14 protein-coding genes are annotated in these 18,807 nt (G+C 66.2%); 6 read left to right on the top strand and 8 right to left on the bottom strand.

Going from position 1 to position 18,807, the window contains the following annotated elements; translation table 11 throughout:
- Positions 1–33 precede the first annotated feature (33 nt).
- The 4 genes from LL972_RS14580 to LL972_RS14565 all read left to right on the top strand — a co-directional run bounded on the left by LL972_RS14580 (position 34) and on the right by LL972_RS14565 (position 4,833).
- A complete protein-coding gene (locus tag LL972_RS14580) occupies positions 34–948 on the top strand; it encodes a LysR family transcriptional regulator (protein WP_228328200.1) in 915 nt (304 codons plus the stop codon).
- On the top strand, positions 948–1,613 hold the full coding sequence (locus LL972_RS14575) for an epoxyqueuosine reductase QueH (RefSeq protein ID WP_228328199.1): 666 nt from the start codon (positions 948–950) through the stop codon (positions 1,611–1,613). Before LL972_RS14580 ends, LL972_RS14575 begins: the two co-directional genes overlap by 1 nt.
- A 116-nt stretch (positions 1,614–1,729) precedes the next feature.
- Positions 1,730–2,599, top strand: a complete 870-nt coding sequence (locus LL972_RS14570; protein ID WP_228328198.1) for a methylenetetrahydrofolate reductase — start codon at positions 1,730–1,732, stop codon at positions 2,597–2,599.
- Positions 2,600–2,874: 275 nt separating this feature from the next.
- The gene (locus LL972_RS14565) at positions 2,875–4,833 is read left to right on the top strand and encodes a choice-of-anchor X domain-containing protein (RefSeq protein WP_228328197.1); all 1,959 of its coding nucleotides are present in this window, start codon (positions 2,875–2,877) and stop codon (positions 4,831–4,833) included.
- A gap of 619 nt (positions 4,834–5,452) precedes the next feature.
- Here LL972_RS14565 and LL972_RS14560 read toward each other — a convergent pair.
- The 3 genes from LL972_RS14560 to LL972_RS14550 are packed head-to-tail and all read right to left on the bottom strand — an operon-like array spanning position 5,453 to position 11,328.
- Complete coding sequence (locus tag LL972_RS14560) at positions 5,453–6,895, bottom strand: efflux transporter outer membrane subunit (protein ID WP_228328196.1); 1,443 nt, start codon at positions 6,893–6,895, stop codon at positions 5,453–5,455.
- Entirely contained in the window at positions 6,895–10,044 is a 3,150-nt protein-coding gene (locus tag LL972_RS14555; RefSeq protein WP_228328195.1) for an efflux RND transporter permease subunit, read from the bottom strand. Before LL972_RS14555 ends, LL972_RS14560 begins: the two co-directional genes overlap by 1 nt.
- 9 nt (positions 10,045–10,053) lie before the next feature.
- Complete coding sequence (locus LL972_RS14550) at positions 10,054–11,328, bottom strand: efflux RND transporter periplasmic adaptor subunit (protein WP_323134220.1); 1,275 nt, start codon at positions 11,326–11,328, stop codon at positions 10,054–10,056.
- A gap of 236 nt (positions 11,329–11,564) precedes the next feature.
- Here LL972_RS14550 and baeS point away from each other — a divergent pair, with 236 nt between their 5' ends.
- Entirely contained in the window at positions 11,565–12,944 is a 1,380-nt protein-coding gene (baeS, locus tag LL972_RS14545; RefSeq protein WP_228328194.1) for a sensor histidine kinase efflux regulator BaeS, read from the top strand.
- Entirely contained in the window at positions 12,944–13,654 is a 711-nt protein-coding gene (locus tag LL972_RS14540; RefSeq protein WP_228328193.1) for a response regulator, read from the top strand. The genes baeS and LL972_RS14540 overlap by 1 nt, the downstream gene beginning before the upstream one ends.
- An 85-nt stretch (positions 13,655–13,739) precedes the next feature.
- Here the strand turns inward: LL972_RS14540 and LL972_RS14535 are convergent, their stop codons facing one another.
- The 5 genes from LL972_RS14535 to LL972_RS14515 all read right to left on the bottom strand — a co-directional run bounded on the left by LL972_RS14535 (position 13,740) and on the right by LL972_RS14515 (position 18,778).
- Complete coding sequence (locus tag LL972_RS14535) at positions 13,740–14,879, bottom strand: MFS transporter (RefSeq protein ID WP_228328192.1); 1,140 nt, start codon at positions 14,877–14,879, stop codon at positions 13,740–13,742.
- 136 nt (positions 14,880–15,015) lie between these two features.
- Entirely contained in the window at positions 15,016–15,867 is an 852-nt protein-coding gene (gene purU / locus LL972_RS14530) for a formyltetrahydrofolate deformylase (RefSeq protein ID WP_228328191.1), read from the bottom strand.
- A 68-nt stretch (positions 15,868–15,935) separates the two neighbouring features.
- Entirely contained in the window at positions 15,936–16,328 is a 393-nt protein-coding gene (locus tag LL972_RS14525; RefSeq protein ID WP_228328190.1) for an XVIPCD domain-containing protein, read from the bottom strand.
- Positions 16,329–16,701: 373 nt separating this feature from the next.
- Entirely contained in the window at positions 16,702–17,577 is an 876-nt protein-coding gene (locus LL972_RS14520; protein WP_228328189.1) for an NAD(P)-dependent oxidoreductase, read from the bottom strand.
- Positions 17,578–17,659: 82 nt separating this feature from the next.
- Positions 17,660–18,778, bottom strand: a complete 1,119-nt coding sequence (locus LL972_RS14515) for an NADH:flavin oxidoreductase/NADH oxidase (protein ID WP_228328208.1) — start codon at positions 18,776–18,778, stop codon at positions 17,660–17,662.
- Positions 18,779–18,807: the final 29 nt, after the last annotated feature.

Raw genomic sequence — 18,807 nt, 5'->3', positions numbered from 1 at the left:
TATTTCAACAATCCATGAATTCGGATCATCTGAATGCTTGAGCGCATCCATCTCACCATCGTCCAGCAGGTCGAGCAGCAAGGCTCGCTGACCGCCGCCGCCGGCGTGCTGAACCTGACCCAGTCGGCGCTGAGCCACAGCATGAAGAAGCTGGAGCAGCAGCTGGGCACCGACGTGTGGCTGCGCGAGGGACGCAACCTGCGCCTGACCCAGGCCGGCCAATACCTGCTGGCGGTGGCCAACCGGGTGCTGCCGCAACTGGACCTGGCCGAAGAGCGCCTGGGGCAGTTCGCGCAGGGCGAACGCGGCGCGCTGCGCATCGGCATGGAGTGCCATCCCTGCTACCAATGGCTGCTCAAGCTGGTGGCGCCCTATCTGGCCACCTGGCCGGACGTGGATGTGGACGTCAAGCAGAAGTTCCAGTTCGGCGGCATCGGCGCGCTGTTCGGCTACGAGATCGATCTGCTGGTCACGCCCGACCCGCTGTACAAGCCCGGGCTGCGGTTCGAGCCGGTGTTCGACTACGAGCAGGTGCTGGTCGTGGCGAGGAGCCATGCACTGGCGTCGGCGGCCTACGTCAAGCCACAGCAGCTGACCCGGGAAGTGCTGATCAGCTATCCGGTGGACCTGGAGCGCCTGGACATCTACAGCCAGTTCCTGCTGCCGGCCGGGGTCACGCCCAGGCGCCACAAGGCCATCGAGACCACCGACATCATGATGCAGATGGTCGCCAGTGGCCGCGGCGTGGCCGCCATGCCACGCTGGCTGGTGGAGGAATATGCGTCCAGGATGGACGTGGTGCCGGTGCGGCTGGGGGCGCGCGGCATCCCCAAGCAGATCTTTCTGGGCGCACGCGAGGCGGATATCGCCGTCGACTACCTGCGCGCCTTCATCGAACTGGCGCGCCAGCCTGCCAATGGCACCGCCACGACATCCGGAGCCCACTGATGGATACCACCGCAACGCGCACGCCACTCCCACTACCTGCCGGCCACGACAAGGTCTTGCTGCATTCCTGCTGCGCGCCATGCTCCGGCGAGGTGATGGAGGCCATGCTGGCGTCCGGCGTCGACTACACCATCTTCTTCTACAACCCCAACATTCATCCGCGCAAGGAATACGAGCTGCGCAAGGACGAGAACATTCGCTTTGCCGAGCAGTGCGGCGTGCCCTTCGTCGATGCCGACTACGATCGGGACAACTGGTTCGAGCGCGCACGCGGGATGGAGAACGAACCGGAGCGCGGCATCCGTTGCACCATGTGCTTCGACATGCGCTTTGAACGCACCGCGCTGTATGCCCACGAGCATGGGTTCCCGGTGATCACCAGTTCCCTGGGCATCTCGCGCTGGAAGAACATGCAGCAGATCAACGACTGCGGCGTTCGCGCTGCGGCCAAGTATCCCGGCCTGATGTATTGGGAGTACAACTGGCGCAAGGGCGGTGGTTCCTCGCGCATGGTCGAGATCAGCAAGCGCGAGAACTTCTACCAGCAGGAATACTGCGGCTGCGTCTACTCGCTGCGCGACACCAATCGGCACCGCGCCGAAAGCGGGCGCAGTCGCATTCAACTGGGCGTGAAATTCTACGGCGATGCGGAACAGGACGATTGAGTGCCCGCAGGTCATGTGGCGCCGCCGGGATTTCCGTGTGCTCCCTGGCTCCCTCCCCGCTCGATCAGGGCTGACGCAGCGGCGCAGCCAATCACCACAACAGGACGGCAAGACCTTTGATTGCTCCGGATACGCCCAGCCGCGCCAACACCATCACCGCGGCCTATTCGCTGGAGGTCAGCGCCAAGGACATTGCCGGGCTGACCGCAGCGGCGCCTGGGATCATGCGTGGCTCAACCATTGCCATCCCTTACCTGCCCAACCAGGACGACACCGCGCGACTGGCCGCGGCACGGAGGGTGCGCAACCTCGGCTTTCAGCCCATGCCGCATCTGTCCGCGCGCCGCGTCGCCTCGCTCGACGCGCTGCACGCATTCGTCAGCCGCGCCGTCGATGACGCCGGCGTCGAGCGCTGCCTGGTGATCGCGGGCGATCCACCGTCACCGATCGGGCCGTTTTCGGACAGCGTGTCGCTGATCGATACCGGGGTTTTTGAGCGCTCCGGCATCAAGGTCATCGGCGTGGCGGGGCATCCGGAAGGGCATCCAAGCATGCCTGCAGCCGATCGATGGGAGGTGCTGCAGCGCAAGTGTCGCAGCATCACCGAGCGCGGCATGGCGCCGCTGATCGTCACCCAGTTCGCGTTCGATGCCGACCTCGTGCTGACGTGGCTGCAGGCGCTGCGCGCGCACGGCATTGCATATCCCGTGCGTGTGGGCGTTCCCGGTCCTGCCGGCGTGGCGGTACTCGCACGCTATGCCGCAAGCTGCGGTGTCGGTGCATGCGCGTCGATGCTGTCCAAGTACGGCATCTCGCTCGGCACGCTGTTGGGGACTGCCGGGCCGGATCGTTTTGTGGATCGTCTCGCCGCTGGCCTCACTGACGCGTATGGAGACGTCAGCCTGCACTTCTATCCCTTCGGCGGCATTGCAAAGACTGTCGCTTGGGTGGAGCAATACCGCTCGGCGCGCCACAAGGCGGACTGAGACGCGCCGAGTGCGGCGCTGAACATCCAACGCAGACCTCTGATTTTGTTGGGCACAGAGGCGCGGGACATCGATCTGTCCACGACCCCCATCACAGTCTGTACTTTTTAGTTGTGGCGTTTTGTTTGCTGCGCGTGAGGTGCTGCAGCGCACAGCAGACCTGCCACACGCGCGCGGTATAACCATCGGCGAATCGCGGCGAGGGGGCGCTGCATCCGATGCCGTTGCCATGCGCGGCGGCATCGCTTCTGCAACGTTCAAGGAGAGATGTCGCCATGCCGAAGCCGTCGCTGTTGTCATTGCTGTGCACCCTGTCGCTGGTCTCCATGCCGCTTGCCGCGGCCGAGCTGCAGCCCAAACAACTGGCTGGCCCACCGGAGGAGTTCGCGCAGATGCGCGCACCCGATCCGGCCGAGTCGGCGATTCTGTCCAAGAGCGCCTTGCTGCCGGTGGAGTTGACGCCGGCCGGCAACTCCGCACGCTGGCAAGGCACGCTGCCGGTGGAAAACGGCCACCTGCGTTTCATGGTGCTGGCCGGCGATCAGCCCTGGGAGGCGGCGGTGACTGCGCCCCGCGCTGCCGGCGCGCGTGCGGCTGCCGTTGCACCGCAACTGCAGGCGCAGCGCACGCTGCTGGGCACCGCAGACAGCGGCACCAGCGGCATGCGCTACGCGGTGGAGTCCGCACAGAACGGCGCGTGGTCGCTGGCACTGCAATCGGCAGCGCCGGTGGCGCAACGCGGTTATGTATTGATGGAAGGCGACGCGCGCACGCAGCTGGCGTCGTATCCGCGCCATCGTCGGCAGCAGGTCGGCCAGACGCTGACGCTCAACGCACTGCTCAGCGGCAACGATGCGCGCGGCTCCACCCTGCTTGCCGCACAGGCCGGACAGATCGACACAGCGAGCCTGCGTGTGATCGATCCGCAAGGCGGTATAAGCACGCTGTCGATGGCCGATGACGGGCAACACGACGATGGTGCTGCCGGCGACGGTGTGTATGGCGGCACGTTCCAACCGACAGCCGAAGGCACCTGGATCGCACAGGTGATCGTGCGCGGTCGCGACCAGGCCGGGCAGCCGTTCGTGCGCACCAGCGAGCATGTGTTGCCGGTGCTGGATACCTCCCTGCGCCTGCTCGGCAACGCACTCAGCGCACGCGCTGCCGACGGCACCCGGCTCAGCATTGCCTTGCCGATCGCCGCGCGCGGCAAGGCACCGTCGCATTACCGCGTGTTCGGCCAGGTCTGGGGCACCGATGCCAAGGGCAAGGACGTGCCGGTGGCATGGATCGGCGGCATGCTGACGCCGCAGCAAGGCCAGCTGCCGCTGAGCCTGGACGAACGCTGGATCGCGCGTGCCGGCGCGCGTGCGCCGTTTACGCTGCGCGGGCTGCGCATCGAAGACCCGGACCATTACATCCCGCTGGTGCAGGCTGACACGCTGCCGTTGCAGCTGCCCGCGTTGCGCCGTGCCAGCATCGCGCGGTCTGCCGCCGCGATCGACGAAAGCATGCGCATGGGGCCGCGTCCGACGACGCTGGCCCGTGCCACTGCGATGGCGCAACCGCAGGCCGCGGGGTCGCAACTGGTGCTGGTGCATGGTTATTGCTCCAACGGCGTTTGGCCGCAGGCGCAGTTCACCAACGCGTCCTCGTTCATCGATGCCAAACAGAACCGCAGCAACGACCAGTTCGCACAGCGGCTGGCGCAGTTTGCCAGTCAGTGGTCCTCGTTCGCGACGGTGGCGCACAGCCAGGGCGGCATGGCCGCGCTGCATCTGTACACCTACTACTGGAGCGGGCTGGATAACGCCACAGGGGGGCGGGTGATGCAGTCGGTCGGCACGCCGTACCAGGGCACCAATCTGTCCGGCATTCTGGCGGCGGTGGGCTCGTGGTTCGGGGTGGGCTGCGGCACCAACACGGACATGACCTACGACGGCGCCAAGGCCTGGCTGGCCGGTATTCCTGCCGATGCGCGCGCCAAGGTCAACTACTACACGACCTCGTTCGCCAAGACCAACTGGTACACCAACGACTACTGCAACGCCGCTTCGGACCTGGTGTTGAACGATCCGGAAGACGGCACCGTGGAGCAGGTCAACGCGCAGCTGCCAGGCGGCGTGAACCGCGGTCACACCACCGGGCAATGCCATACCACCGGCATGCGTGACCCGGCGCAGTATCTGGATGCAAGCCGCAATGCAGTGATGAACGCCAACGCGGCGAAGTGATGCGGTTTTAGCAATGTGCAATGCGATGGCCGGCGTCTGCGTCGGCCATCGCAACATGCGTGGGAACACGTAGCGTGTTGGCGGCTGGCACAACTCCTACGTTCACAGAATTTGATTCCTCCTCCCTTGAAGGTAACGAGGTCCCAACGGGAGCTTGACCCCTTCTCCCGCCGGGAGAAGGTGCCCCGCAGGGGCGGATGAGGGTACGGGAAAAGCCTCTCAACTCTCACTCTCGTGTGGCTTCGCTCCGTACCCTCTCCCCGACCCCTCTCCAGAGGAGAGAGGGGCTTTGGTTGCCTTGAAAGGTGATTGAACGCTGTCGGTGAATCGGTTTTTTAGAGCGGACGATTTGCGGGTTTGCAGCGGGGCCCTTGCCCACCCACCATCGCAGGACACGCCGCAAGTACGTCCTTGTAGGCCCTGGCGCGGCATCCATGCCGCTCAAGGTCCCGCGACGGTGGGCGGGCAAGGACCGGTCGAGATGGTCGGTGCATGATTGCGAGTCGCACGCTACGCGCTGCGCAATGAGGTGCGATCTGGTCAGCTCCTTTTGATCCTGGCACTGTCACTGCCATTGTGGATCTGACGGATGCGCTTGCGCTCGCGCATCCATGCAGGGCTACTGTTGCGCAAGCGGTTGTGACTGCGCATCTGCGCCACCGCCGAGCACCTTGTACAAGGTCACCCGGTTGCTTGCTTCGGTCAGCCGCAGGCTGATCAAGGTCTGTTGTGCGCTGTAGAGCGAGCGCTGCGCGTCCAGCGCCACCAGATAACTGTCCACGCCATTGCGGTAGCGCGCATCCGACAGGGTGAAGCCGCGTTGTGCCGCATCCACCAGGGCGCGTTGTGCGTCCATGCGTTCATCCAGCTGGGTGCGCTCGGCCAGCGCGTCGGCCACTTCGCTGAAGGCGGTCTGGATCGCCAGTTCGTATTGGGCGATGGTGATGTCCTTCTGCAGCTTGGCCACATCCAGTTCGGCCTTCAAGGCGCCGGCGCGGAAGATCGGCAGGCTCACGCTAGGCGTGAACGACCAGGTGTGGTCGCCATCGAACAGGCTGGATAAGGCATCGCTGCCGCGCCCGACATTGCCGGTCAGCGAGATGGTGGGGAAGAACGCCGCACGCGCTGCACCGATGTCGGCGTTGGCGGCCTTGAGCGTGTGCTCGGCCGACAATACGTCCGGGCGCTGCAACAGCACGCGCGATTCCAGCTGCGCCGGCAACGGTGCCAATGCCACGCCGCTCTCGATTGCATCGGCAGTCGGCAACAACGCCGCCGGTACCGACGTGCCCACGACCAGGTTCAGCGCATTGCGCGACTGCGCCAGCTGGGTAGTGAAGCTGGCGACATCGGCGCGCGCGCTTTCCACGCTGGTCTGGATCTGCGCCAGATCCAGCCCGGAGACCACGCCGTTGTCGTGCTGCAATTCAGTCAGGCGCAGCGTCTTGCGCTGGCTCTCCAGGGTCTGCTGGGCAAGTGCCAGCCGCTGCTGATCGGCGGCCACGGTGAGCCAGTCGCTGGCCACCTCGGCCACCAGGCTCAGGCGGGTGCTGCGCTGGGTCTGCTCGCTGGCCAGATAGGTCTCCAGCGCTTCGTTCTTGAGGCTGCGGATGCGCCCGAACAGGTCCAGCTCCCAGCTGCTGATCCCCACCTGCCCGGTGGCGCTGCGGATGATCTGCGGCGCACCGGTGAAACTGGTCGCGGCCGCAGCACGTTGCGCCGTGTGCGAGACGGTGGCATCCACTGCGGGAAACAGGTCCGCCCGCTGGATGCGGTACTGCGCGCGTGCCTGCTCGATATTGAGCACGGCCACGCGCAGGTCGCGGTTGTTGTCCAGCGCCAGTGCGACCACCTGTTGCAGGCGTGCATCGACCAGCACCTGCCGCCAATCCAGCTCGGCCGCGTTGGCGGTGTGGCCATCGGCACTGTCGCCGTGGTTGCCGGTGTCGCCGACCACGCCGGGCACCGGTGCGTCCGGGCGCGCATAACGCGGCGCCATGCTGACGCAGCCGCTCAATGCGATGGCACAGGCCACCGCCAGACTGAGGGATGTCGTGCGCATCATGGAGTCACCTCGGAGGTGGAAACGACGGTGGAGTGATCGGCCGCCTTGCCGGGAAACAGGCTGCGCACGATCACGTAGAACAACGGCACGAAGAAGATGCCCAGCACGGTGGAGGCCAGCGTGCCGCCGAGCACGCCGGTGCCCAGCGAATGGCGTCCACCGGAGCCGGCGCCGCTGCTGATCACCATCGGCAGCACGCCGAGCATGAAGGCCAGCGAGGTCATCAGGATCGGGCGCAGCCGCATGCGTGCAGCATGCAAGGTGGCTTCGATCAAGGGCTGGCCTTTTTCTTCCAGCTCCTTGGCGAACTCAACGATCAGGATGCCGTTCTTGGCGGCCAACCCCATTGTCGCCAGCAGGCCGACCTGGAAGTAGATGTCGTTGGACAGATCGCGCATCCAGGTCGCCAGCAACGCGCCGACGATGCCCACCGGTACCGCCAGCATCACCGAGATCGGGATCGACCAGCTTTCATACAACGCCGCCAGGCACAGGAACACGAACACCAGCGACACCGCATACAACATCCAGGTCTGGGTGCCGGCGGCCTGTTCCTGATACGACATGCCCGACCAGGCGTAACCCACGCCCTTGCCCATGCCATCGACTTCGCTGGCGACTGCGGTCATCGCATCGCCCGAGCTGATGCCGGGCGCGGCGCTGCCGGTGATCTCCATCGATTCGCTGCCGTTAAAGCGGGTCAGCACCTGCGGCGCATAGGCCCAGGCGCTGCTGGCGAATGCCGAGAACGGCACCATCGCGGCGTCGCTGTTGCGCACGTACCAGCGGTCGATATCGCCGGGCAGCATGCGCGCGGACGCCTCGCCCTGCACGTACACGCGCTTGACCCGGTTGTTGTTGAGGAAGTCGTTGACGTAACGCCCGCCCATCACCGTGGAGAGCGTGGTGTTGATGTCGGCTGCGGCCACGCCCAACGCGCCGGCCTTGGCATCGTCGATCTGCACACGGTAGGTCGGCGCATCGTCCAGGCCGTTGAAGCGCACCGCACTCAGGCTCTGATTGCGGTTGGCCAGCTGCAGCAACTGCTTGCGCGCTTCCACCAGCGCCTCGTGGCCGTTACCGGCGGCATCCTGCAACTGCAGGGTGAAACCGGAGCTGGTGCCCAAGCCGTTGATTGCCGGCGGCGTCAACGCAAACACCTGCGCATCCGGCAGCGTCATCATCATCGCGCCGGTGATGCGCTGGGCCACCTCCTGCGCCGAGCCCTCGCGGTCGGCCCAATCCTTCAGGCGGATAAAGCCCATGCCCGAGTTCTGGCTGCTGCCGGCCAGGCTGAAACCGGAGATGGTCATGATGCCCTGCACTTCCGGCTGCTTGAGGATGAACGCGGTGGCCTGGTCGATCGACTGCTGGGTGCGTTGCTGGGTGGCACCGGCCGGCGCGCTGAACATCACCATCAGCATGCCCTGGTCTTCCTCGGGCAGGAACGCGCTGGGCAGACGCCAGAACAGCAGGCCCAGCACCACCAGCAGCACCACATAGATCAGCGAGCCGAGCTTGCGATGGCCGACGATGCGCTCCACGCCACGCCCATAGCGCTCGGTGCCGCGATCGAAGCGCGTGTTGAACCAGGTGAAGAACCTGCCCAGCATGCCCTTGCGCGAGACATGGCCGCCCTTGTCGATGGGCTTGAGCAAGGTGGCGCACAGCGCCGGACTCAGCGTCAGTGCGACCACCAGCGACAGGATCATCGCTGCGGCAATGGTCACCGAGAACTGCCGATAGATCTCGCCGGTGGCACCGCCGAAGAAGGCCATCGGCAGGAACACCGCCGTGAGCACCAGCGCGATGCCGACCAGCGCACCGGTGATCTGGCCCATCGAGGTATGCGTGGCCTCGCGCGGCGACATGCCTTGCTCGGCCATCAGGCGCTCGACGTTTTCCACCACCACGATGGCATCGTCCACCAGCAGGCCGATCGCCAGCACCATGGCGAACATGGTCAGCGTGTTGATCGAAAAGCCCAGCAGCGACAACACCCCGAAGGTGCCCATCAGCACCACCGGCACCGCGATCACCGGCACCAGCGTGGCACGCCAGTTCTGCAGGAACAGGTACATCACCACCACCACCAGCACGATCGCTTCGATCAGGGTCTTGACCACTTCCTCGATGGAGATGCGCACAAACGGCGTGGTGTCGTAGGCAACTTCGTACTTCAGGCCGGCCGGGAAGTACGGCTTGAGCGCGTCGAGCTTGGCCTCCACCAGTTTGGCCGCGTCCAGCGCATTGGCGCCGGTCGCCAGCTGCAGGCCCATGCCCGAGGCGGCCTTGCCGTTGAACTTGGAACTGGAGCCGTAGGATTCCGAGCCCAGCTCCACCCGCGCGACATCGCGCAGGTACACCGTGGCGCCGCCGGCATCGGACTTGAGCACGATGTTCTCGAACTGCGCCGGGGTGCGCAGCTTGCTGCGCGAGGTCACCGTAGCATTCAATTGCTGGCCTTGCAGTGCCGGCAAGGCACCCAGCGCACCGGACGAGACATCGGCATTCTGCGCGGCGATCGCGGTGCTGACATCCGAGGGCATCAATGCGTAGGTGTGCAGTTTTTCCGGATCCAGCCATACCCGCATCGCGTATTCGGCACCGAACACGTTGACGCTGCCGATGCCGTTGAGGCGGCTGATCGGGTCCTGCAGCGAGGACACCATGTAGTCGCCGATGTCGGTGCTGTCCATGCTGCCGTCTTCGGAAGTGAAGGCCAGCACCATGAACATGCTGCCGCTGGCCGACTTGGTCACCGTGATGCCGTTGGTCTTGACCTCGTCGGGCAGCAGCGCCTCGCCCTGCGACACCTTGTTCTGCACCTGTACCTGCGCGGTATCCGGGTCGGTGCCGGAGTCGAAGGTCAGCGTGAGTTGCGCAGTGCCCGCCGAGCTGCTGCTGGAGGACATGTAGAGCAGATTGTCCAGGCCTGTCATCTGCTGTTCGAGGATCTGCGTGACCGAGTTCTGCACGGTCTCTGCGGAGGCGCCGGTGTAGGTCGCGCTGACCGTGACCGAGGGCGGTGCGATGTCCGGGTACTGCTCCAGCGGCAGCGAGAGGATCGAGATCGCGCCGGCCAGCGTGATGACGATGGCGATGACCCAGGCGAAGATGGGGCGGTCGATGAAGAAACGAGCCATGGGAGTTCCTCAGTCGGCCTTGGGCGTGGTGCTGGCCGGCGCTGCAGGCGTCGGCGTGGCCGTACGCGCAGCGGCGGCGGGTGCGCTCGGTGCGACTGCAGCAGCTGCATTCGGTGCTGCCGCTGGGGTAGCTGTGGTGGCGCTCACCTCGCGCGTCTTTACCGGCATGCCGACCTGGATCTTCTGCAGGCCCTGCACGATCACGCTCTCGCCGGCAGACAGGCCTTCGCTGACCACCCAGCGGTCGCCCACCGCATTGCCGGTCTTGAGCACGCGCTGCGCCACCTTGCCGTCGGCGCTGACCACCATCGCCACTGCCTCGCCCTTGCTGTTGCGGGTGACGGCCTGTTGCGGCACCAGGATCGCCTGCTCGTTGACCGCCATCGACAGCACCGCCTTGACGTACATGCCGGGCAGCAGCAGATGGTCGGGGTTCGGAATCACCGCGCGCAGCTTCACCGTGCCGGTGGTGGCATCCACCGCGGTGTCCACCACCTCCAGCGTGCCGGTACGCGCGTAGGCGCTGCCGTCTTCCAGCAACAGCTTGACCTCGGCCTTGCCATCGACCGCCTTGAGCTGGCCGGCATCGAGCTTGCGCCGCAACTGCAGCAACTGCGCACTGGATTGGCTGACATCCACATAGATCGGATCGAGCTGATTGATGGTGGTCAGCACGTCGGTCCGGTCTGCAGTGACCAGCGCGCCTGGGGTAAAACTCGAGGTGCCGATGCGGCCGCTGATCGGCGCGGTGATGCGGGTGAAATCCAGATTGAGCTTTGCGGTCTGCAACGCCGCCCTGGCTGCTGTCACTGCGGCCTCGTTCTGGCGCAAGGTGGCGGTGGCGTCATCGCCGTCCTGCTGGCTGACCGCATCGAGCTTGACCAGCGTCTGATACCGCTGCGCCTTGGGCCTGGCCGACAGCATCGCCGCTTCGGCCTGCGCCAGCTCGCCTTGCGCGGAGGCGTAGGCGGCCTGGAACGGCGCCGGTTCGATCTGGTACAACACCTGCCCGGCCTGCACCTGCTCGCCTTCGGTAAACAGCCGCTTGCGCAGGATGCCGCCCACTTGCGGGCGCACCTGCGCACTTTGGTAGGCCACGGTGCGTCCGGGCAGCGTCTGGTCCATTGCCAGGCGCTGCACGTCCACGCGTTGCACGCCCACTTCCACTTGCCGCTGCTGCGGCGCTTGCGCAGGCGAACACGCCGCCAGCGCGACGGTAATCATCGCGGCCAGCAGCCACTGACGCGGCACCACGGCAGAACGGGAGGAAGCAACGCAACGCATACGGCGCACTCGGGAGTGATCGGAGGATGCGCACGCTACGCGGCGAATATGGAGCAAATTTGAAGATTTGCATCGACAGACAGCAGGCGCTTGCTTTCGCGGTTTAATGAAGTCCCAATACGGTTGTGCAAGACAGGCGCTGCATCCGCACCTGCAGTCGCCAGCGCTGTACTACCCAGTGAACACAGCAAGCGCGCGTGCCTGGCCTCATTCGCAACAAGGTTGTCCCAGCCTCGATGAAACTCGGAATCACCGCCAAACTCTTCCTCGCCATCCTCAGCGCCTGCATTGCAGTGCTGCTGATCAATGGCCTGGCCGGGCAGTTGTTGCTCAGAAAGCAGTTTCTCGACTATCTCAGCGAACAGGGCATCGAGCGGATGCTGGACGTATTGCCGCGCGTGCAGGCCGACTACGCCAAGCACGGCGACTGGAACTTCATCCGCGACAATCCCGACGCCTGGTTCGTGCTGATGCGCCCGGAGCTGCCGCAGAACCTGCCGCCACGCGCACCACCGATCTCCGATCAGACCGGCGCGGTGTTTCGTTTCGCGCTGCTGGATCGCGACTACCGGGTGATTATCGGCAACCCCGACGTCAGCCGCACCGACACGCTGCGCCCGGTGGTGGTAAACGGGCAGACGGTGGGCTGGATGGGCATGCTGCCCTTCGAGAAGGTGCTGACCGCCAACGACGCGCGCTTCTACCAGGCCCAGCAACGTCTGTGGTGGACCGTCGGCGCGGCGTCCATCGTGGTGGCCGCGCTGTTCGGCTGGCTGCTGTCGCGCACCTTGCTGCGGCGCGTGCGCAGCCTGACCGCGGCAACCCATCGCCTGGCGGCCGGCGACTACGGCACGCGACTGGAGGCGCGCATGCGCGATGAACTCGACCAGCTCGCGCGCGACTTCAACCAGCTGGCGCAGGCACTGGACAACAACGAACGCGCGCGTCGTGATTTCATGGCCGATGTCTCGCACGAGTTGCGCACGCCACTGGCGGTGCTGCGCGCCGAGCTGGAAGCGCTGCAGGATGGTATCCGGCCGATGACGCGGGAATCGCTGACCTCGTTGCATCAGGAGGTCGGCCAGCTCGGCAAGCTGATCGAGGATCTCTACGATCTGTCGCTCACCGATGTCGGCGCGCTGGCCTACCGGCGCGCACCGATCGATCTGAGTGTGGTGCTGCAGTCCACACTGGCCGGCATGCATACGCGTATTGCCGCTGCCGGGCTCACGCTGCGGGCCCACGGCATCCAGGCGCCGTTACACGTCGACGGCGATGAGCGTCGCCTGCAGCAGCTGCTGTCCAACCTGCTGGAAAACGCCTTGCGCTACACCGATGCCGGCGGCCAGCTGCGGGTGCAGTGCACACGGCGCGCGCACCTGGTGGAGATCGTGATCGAAGACAGCGCGCCCGGCGTACCGGTAGACAAGCTCGATCGCCTGTTCGAGCGCTTCTATCGCGTGGAAGGTTCGCGCAATCGCGCCAGCGGCGGCAGCGGACTGGGCCTGGCGATCTGCCGCAATATCGTCGGCGCGCACGACGGCGAGATCGTCGCCACACCATCGCCGCTGGGCGGCCTGCGCGTGACGCTGCGGCTGCCGGCCCTGGAGGCCTGATGGACGACACCGCCACCACCGCAGCACCGAACGCGCACGTGCTGATCGTCGAAGACGAACCGCGCCTGGCTGCGGTGCTGGGCGAGTATCTGCACGCGGCCGGCTACTCGCATCATTGGGTGGCCGACGGCGCGCAGGCGATCGCCGCGTTTCGCGCGCAGTCGCCGGATCTGGTCTTGCTGGACCTGATGCTGCCCAATCGCGATGGCCTGGACGTCTGCCGCGAGCTGCGCAGCCTCGGCGCGGTGCCGGTGATCATGGTGACCGCGCGCGCCGAGGAGATCGACCGCCTGCTCGGGCTGGAGATCGGTGCCGACGACTACATCTGCAAGCCGTTCAGCCCGCGCGAGGTGATTGCACGGGTGCGTGCGGTGCTGCGTCGGCACCGGCACGACCCCAACGCCGTGCCCACGCATGGATTGCTGATCGATGCAGCCGCCTGCCGCGCCAGCGTGGCCGGGCGCGACCTGGACCTGACCCAGGTCGAGTTCCGCCTGCTGCGTACGCTGTGCGCAGCACCGGGGCGTGTCTACTCGCGCGAACAGTTGATGGACCACGTGTATGTGGACCACCGCATCGTCACCGACCGCACCGTGGACAGCCACATCAAGAACCTGCGCCGCAAGCTGGCCGAGGTGGGCGGCGAAGAATGGGTGCGCTCGGTGTACGGCGTGGGCTACCGCTTCGAGTACCTGCCAGCCGACGCCTGATCCCCGCCCCACCCCTCGTAGGAGCGTGCCCGCGCGCGACGCATGACCGACAGCCCACCGACTCCAGGCGGGTGACCGACAACACTCACACCTTCAACCAGCGCGTCGACACCGCCACGCCCACCATCAGCACCGCAACACCGAGCAAGGCGCCGACCAGTCCGATGCCATGCGCGGCAAAGCCGATCAAGGCCGGCCCGGCCAGGATGCCGGCGTAGCCCAGCGTGGTGACCGAGGTGATGGCGATGCTCTCCGGCATGCGCGTCTGGTTGCCGGCCAACGAGAACAGGGCCGGCACGATATTGGCGCAACCCAGGCCGACCAGCACGTAACCGGCCAGCGAGGCCTGCCATGGGCTCACCAGCGTGAGCACGCAAAAGCCCGCGCCGGCCAGCAGCGCGCCCACCACGATCGAGCGGATGCGCCCCAGGCGCTCCACCACCGCATCGCCCAGCAGGCGCGTGACCGTCATGGTCAATGCAAACACCACATAGCCCACGCCGGCGGTGCTCGGGGCGACCTGGTGCACATCGGCCAGGAACACCGAGCTCCAGTCCAAAATGGTGCCTTCGGCAAGGAACACCACAAACGCCAGAATGCCGATAAACAGCACGATGCCCCTGGGCAAGGCGAGCAACGGCCCCTGCTGCGCCACACGCTCGGTCCGCCAGTGGCGCACCGCCAGCGCGACGACAAGCAGCATGGCGATCACCCCGGCAACCGCCGCGCTCGGCGGGGAGACCTGCGCCGACAGCAGCAAGGTCATCGCGCCGGCACCGACAAAGCCGCCGATGCTGAAGAACGCATGGAATCCGGACATCATCGCGCGCCCGGCATCACGCTCGACCACCACCGCCTGCATGTTCATCGCGCAATCCATCGCGCCCACGCCGGCGCCGAATACGAACAGCACCGCGCCCAGCACCCACGGATTGGCGACAGCCGCCAGCAGCGGCAAGCTGATGCAGATCAGCGCCGCCGTCACCGCCATGACCGCACGGAAGCCGAAGCGCGCCGACAAGGCACCGGCCAGCGGCATCGCCAGAAACGAGCCTGCCCCCAGGCACAACAGGATCAGGCCGAGCGCGCCATCGTCCACGCCGGTTCTGGCCTTGGCGAATGGCACCAGCACCGCCCAGACCGCGGCAGCAAAGCCGGGAATGAAGAATGCCGCGCGGGTGGCGTGCTGTTGCGCGCGAGCGCTGGAGCCGGGGACAAGCGACATGCAAACAATTCCAGAAGGAAGCGGCGAGGAGAGTGCGACGGTTGCGCCAGGCCGGCGCGCTCGCTGGCCGGACATGGCCTGGGCGCCGCGCCACCATGCGTGCTGCAAGCGTCCCAGGGCCATGCGCAACGGTGCGCTAGCGAAACACCACCGTGCGATGGCCATTGAGCACGATGCGGTGCTCGACATGGCGACGCACCGCACGCGCAAGCACCAGCGATTCGGTATCGCTGCCCAGCCGCACCAGATCGCGCGGCGTCATCGCGTGATCCACGCGCGCCACGTCCTGTTCGATGATCGGGCCTTCGTCCAGATCTTCGGTGACGTAATGCGCGGTGGCACCGATGATCTTGACGCCGCGTGCGTGCGCCTGGTGATACGGCTGCGCGCCCTTGAAGCTGGGCAGGAAGCTGTGATGGATATTGATCGCCCGCCCTGCCAATGCGCGGCACAACTCGGGCGAAAGAATCTGCATGTAGCGCGCCAGCACCACCAGATCGATCTGCAACGCTTCGATGAGGGCAAGCAGCTGCGCTTCCTGCGCAGCGCGCGTGTCGGCGCTCACCGGCAGATGGTGGAAGGCGATGCCATAGGAGGCGGCCAGCGGCGCGAAGTCGGCGTGGTTGGACACCACCGCCGCAATATCCACCGGCAATTGCCGGCTATGCATGCGGAACAGCAGATCGTTGAGGCAATGCCCCTGCTTGCTCACCAGCACCAGCAACCGCGCGCGACGGCGCGCATCGTGCAGCTGCCAGTCCATCTGGAATTCATCGGCAAGCTGCGCAAAGCGGCGTTCCAGCCCCGCAATCTCGGTGCCCGGTGGCTTGTCGAAGTGCACGCGCAGGAAGAAGCGGCCACTCTCGTCGTCGCCGAACTGCTGTGCGTCGAGGATGTTGCAGGCCAGGTCGAACAGCAGGCCGGTTACGCGATAGACGATGCCGGTGCGGTCGGGGCAGGACAGGGTGAGGATGTAGTCGGAGCGCATCGGCACAATGATAGCCAATGCGCCCGGCTGCGGGCGCAGTGCTTGCGCCCGTAACTTTCCAGCGCGACTCAGCGCGGCGGCAGGCGCAGCATCAGTCGCCGGTTGATGTCATCCAGTTGCGCCATCGATGCCTCCACCGAGGTCTCCATCGCTTCCTGGGTGGTGATGTGCGCACGCAAATGCGCGGGGTCGGCGAGTTCGCCACGCACCAGAAACACGTTCTCGCCCACCTCGCCGAGGTGCTGGCTGAGCACCACGTAATCCACCTGGTCGAAGCCATGCTGCTTGGCCAGCGGTAGCAGACGCGCAGCCATGCGGACGCTGGCCTCGTCGGTGGGTTTGCTCAACTCGGCATCGAGCACGGCCACCGCTTCGCGGATCTGCGCGAACAGATAGTGGTCCGGATGCTCGGGATGGTCCGGGCCCACCGGGCCCTGGTCGACGACCGGTACGGCGGTCATCGTCTACCACCGGCGCAGGTCAGTGAGCGCGGTGTGCGCTCGGTCGAACCGAGCGTGATATGCAGGTGTCGCATCGCATCCTCCCTGGAGCGGCGGCTGTCACGAGCCGGCATTTTAGAAGGTCTGCTGCATGTTGAGGTGAGCAAGACGCGGGCTCTCCTGCCTGGAAGCGAAGCGGCCTGAAAGTGGGCAGCAGATATTGCTGACGGTGAGCGCAATCTGCTGCACGTGGGCTTCGCCTCGTACCCTCACCCCAACCCCCTGCTCCGCGCTGGAGCGCGGGCGCTCCAAGGCACACGCGCCAGTGATGCGCAAGCCGCGCCTTCTCGCCCCGCCAGGAGAGGGGGCTAGCTCCGCTTTGCGGATGCGGCAATCAGGCCTGCCCTGCCCGCCGCGCCGACACCTCTGCCAGCACGGCCCAGTCTGCGTCGCCGTCGCCATGCGCGATCGCCTCGTCCAGGCCGGCGCGCAGCAACTCACCCAGCGGCATCGGCACCTGCTTGTCGGCGCCGGCCTGGATCGCCAGATCCACATCCTTGCGGCCCAGCGTGGCGGTGAAGCCGGCGGGCAGGTATTCGCGCTGCATGATCAGGCGGCCGTAGCCCTGGTACGCGGGTGCGGCGAACAAGGTGCTGGTGAGCATGCCCAGGAACTGGGTGGCGTCCACGCCATGGCCGCGTGCCAGCGCGCTGGCCTCGGCCATGGCGCCGATCGCACTGGCCAGGCAGAAGTTGGCCGCCAGCTTGACCGCATTGGCCTGCTCGGGGGTGCGGCCGATCTCCCAGGTGCGCTGGCCGAGCACATCGAACATCGGCTGCACGCGCGCCAGCGCCGCCTCGTCGCCGGCGACCAGAATGTTGAGCTTGCCGGCTTCGGCCACATCGACGCGGCCGAGTACCGGTGCGGCCACATAGGCTACGCCGCGCTCGGCATGCAGGGCGGTCAGCTCGTGTGCCAATGCCACCGAGATGGTGGCCATGTTGACGTGCACGCTGCCAGCCGGCAGCGCGTCCAGCACACCTTGCTCCAGCACGGTCGCACGCACCGCGTTGTCGTCGGCCAGCATCGAAAACAGCAGCGGGCCGTGTGCGGCGTCGCGCGGTGCATCCACCACCGTGGCGCCGGCCTCGCGCAGCGATTGCGCGCGCTCGGGCGACCGGTTCCACACACTCAACTCGAACCCGCCGCGCAGCAGGTTGTGCGCCATCGGCAGGCCCATCGTGCCCAAGCCCAGAAATCCTATCGGCATCTGTTTTCCTTATTCGATCTTGCGTCAAGAGCGGCAATCCAGACACCGGCCCGCTCTGCTTCTTTACCACTCCCAGCGTAAATCAGCTGGCGAACACGCCGCGCGCCTCACGCGGCTCGCAGCGCAGGTATTGCGGCGAGGGCGTAACCGACGCGCCGAGTGCGGCAGCGGCATGCCACGGCCAGCGCGGGTCGTACAGGATGCCGCGCGCCAGCGCGATCGCATCGGCCTGGCCGTCCTGCAGGATCGCCTCGGCCTGCGCCGGCTCGGTGATCAGGCCCACACCGATCACCGGCGTGCTGACCTGCGCCTTGATCTGCTGCGCAAACGGAATCTGGTAGCCCGCCTGCACCGGAATCTGCTGGCGCGGATCCAGCCCGCCGCTGGAGACATGGATGTAGTGCGCACCGCGCGCATCCAGCGCCTTGGACAAGGCGATGCTCTGCTCGAGATCCCAGCCGCCCTCCACCCAATCGGTGGCCGAGATGCGCACGCCGATGGCGAGCTTGTCCGACACCGCCGCGCGCACTGCGTCGAAGATGCGCAGCGTCAGCCGCATGCGGTTTTCCAGCGAACCGCCATATGCATCGCTGCGCTGATTGCTCAGCGGCGACAGGAACTGATGCATCAGATAGCCATGCGCGGCATGCAGCTTGATCAGCGCCAGGCCCAGGCGTTCGGCGCGCCGCGCCGCATCGACAAATGCGTGCACCACCGCATCGATGCCGGCATCGTCCAATGCCTGCGGCAGCGGCTGACCGTCACGGAATGCCAGCGCCGATGCGGACACGGTCTGCCAGCCATGCGCGTGATCCGGTGCGATCGCCTCGCCACCCTTCCACGGCAGATCGGTGGAGGCCTTGCGCCCGGCATGTGCCAGTTGAATGCCGATCGGCATCGGCGACCAGCGCCGTACCGATTGCAGCACCTCGTCCAACGCCTGCTCGGTGGCATCGTCGTACAGGCCAAGGTCGGCGTACGAGATGCGCCCCTGCGGCTGCACCGCGGCCGCTTCCAGAATCAGCAGGCCGGCACCGGATTGCGACAAGGTGCCCAGATGGATGCGGTGCCAGTCGCTGGCGCGGCCGTCCTGCGCGGAGTACTGGCACATCGGGGCGATGACGATTCGGTTGGCAAGCGCAAGCGGACCGAAGCGGATGGGAGAGAACAACTGGCTCAAGAGGACATCCACAGATGACACGGGGATGCCCATTGCACTGCGCCACGCGC

The organism is Xanthomonas campestris pv. asclepiadis (assembly GCF_020784175.1).
In the GTDB taxonomy this organism is placed as follows: domain Bacteria; phylum Pseudomonadota; class Gammaproteobacteria; order Xanthomonadales; family Xanthomonadaceae; genus Xanthomonas; species Xanthomonas campestris_D.
The sequence above is the reverse complement of the archived record's forward strand: the minus strand, read 5'-3'. Positions and strand labels throughout refer to the sequence as shown.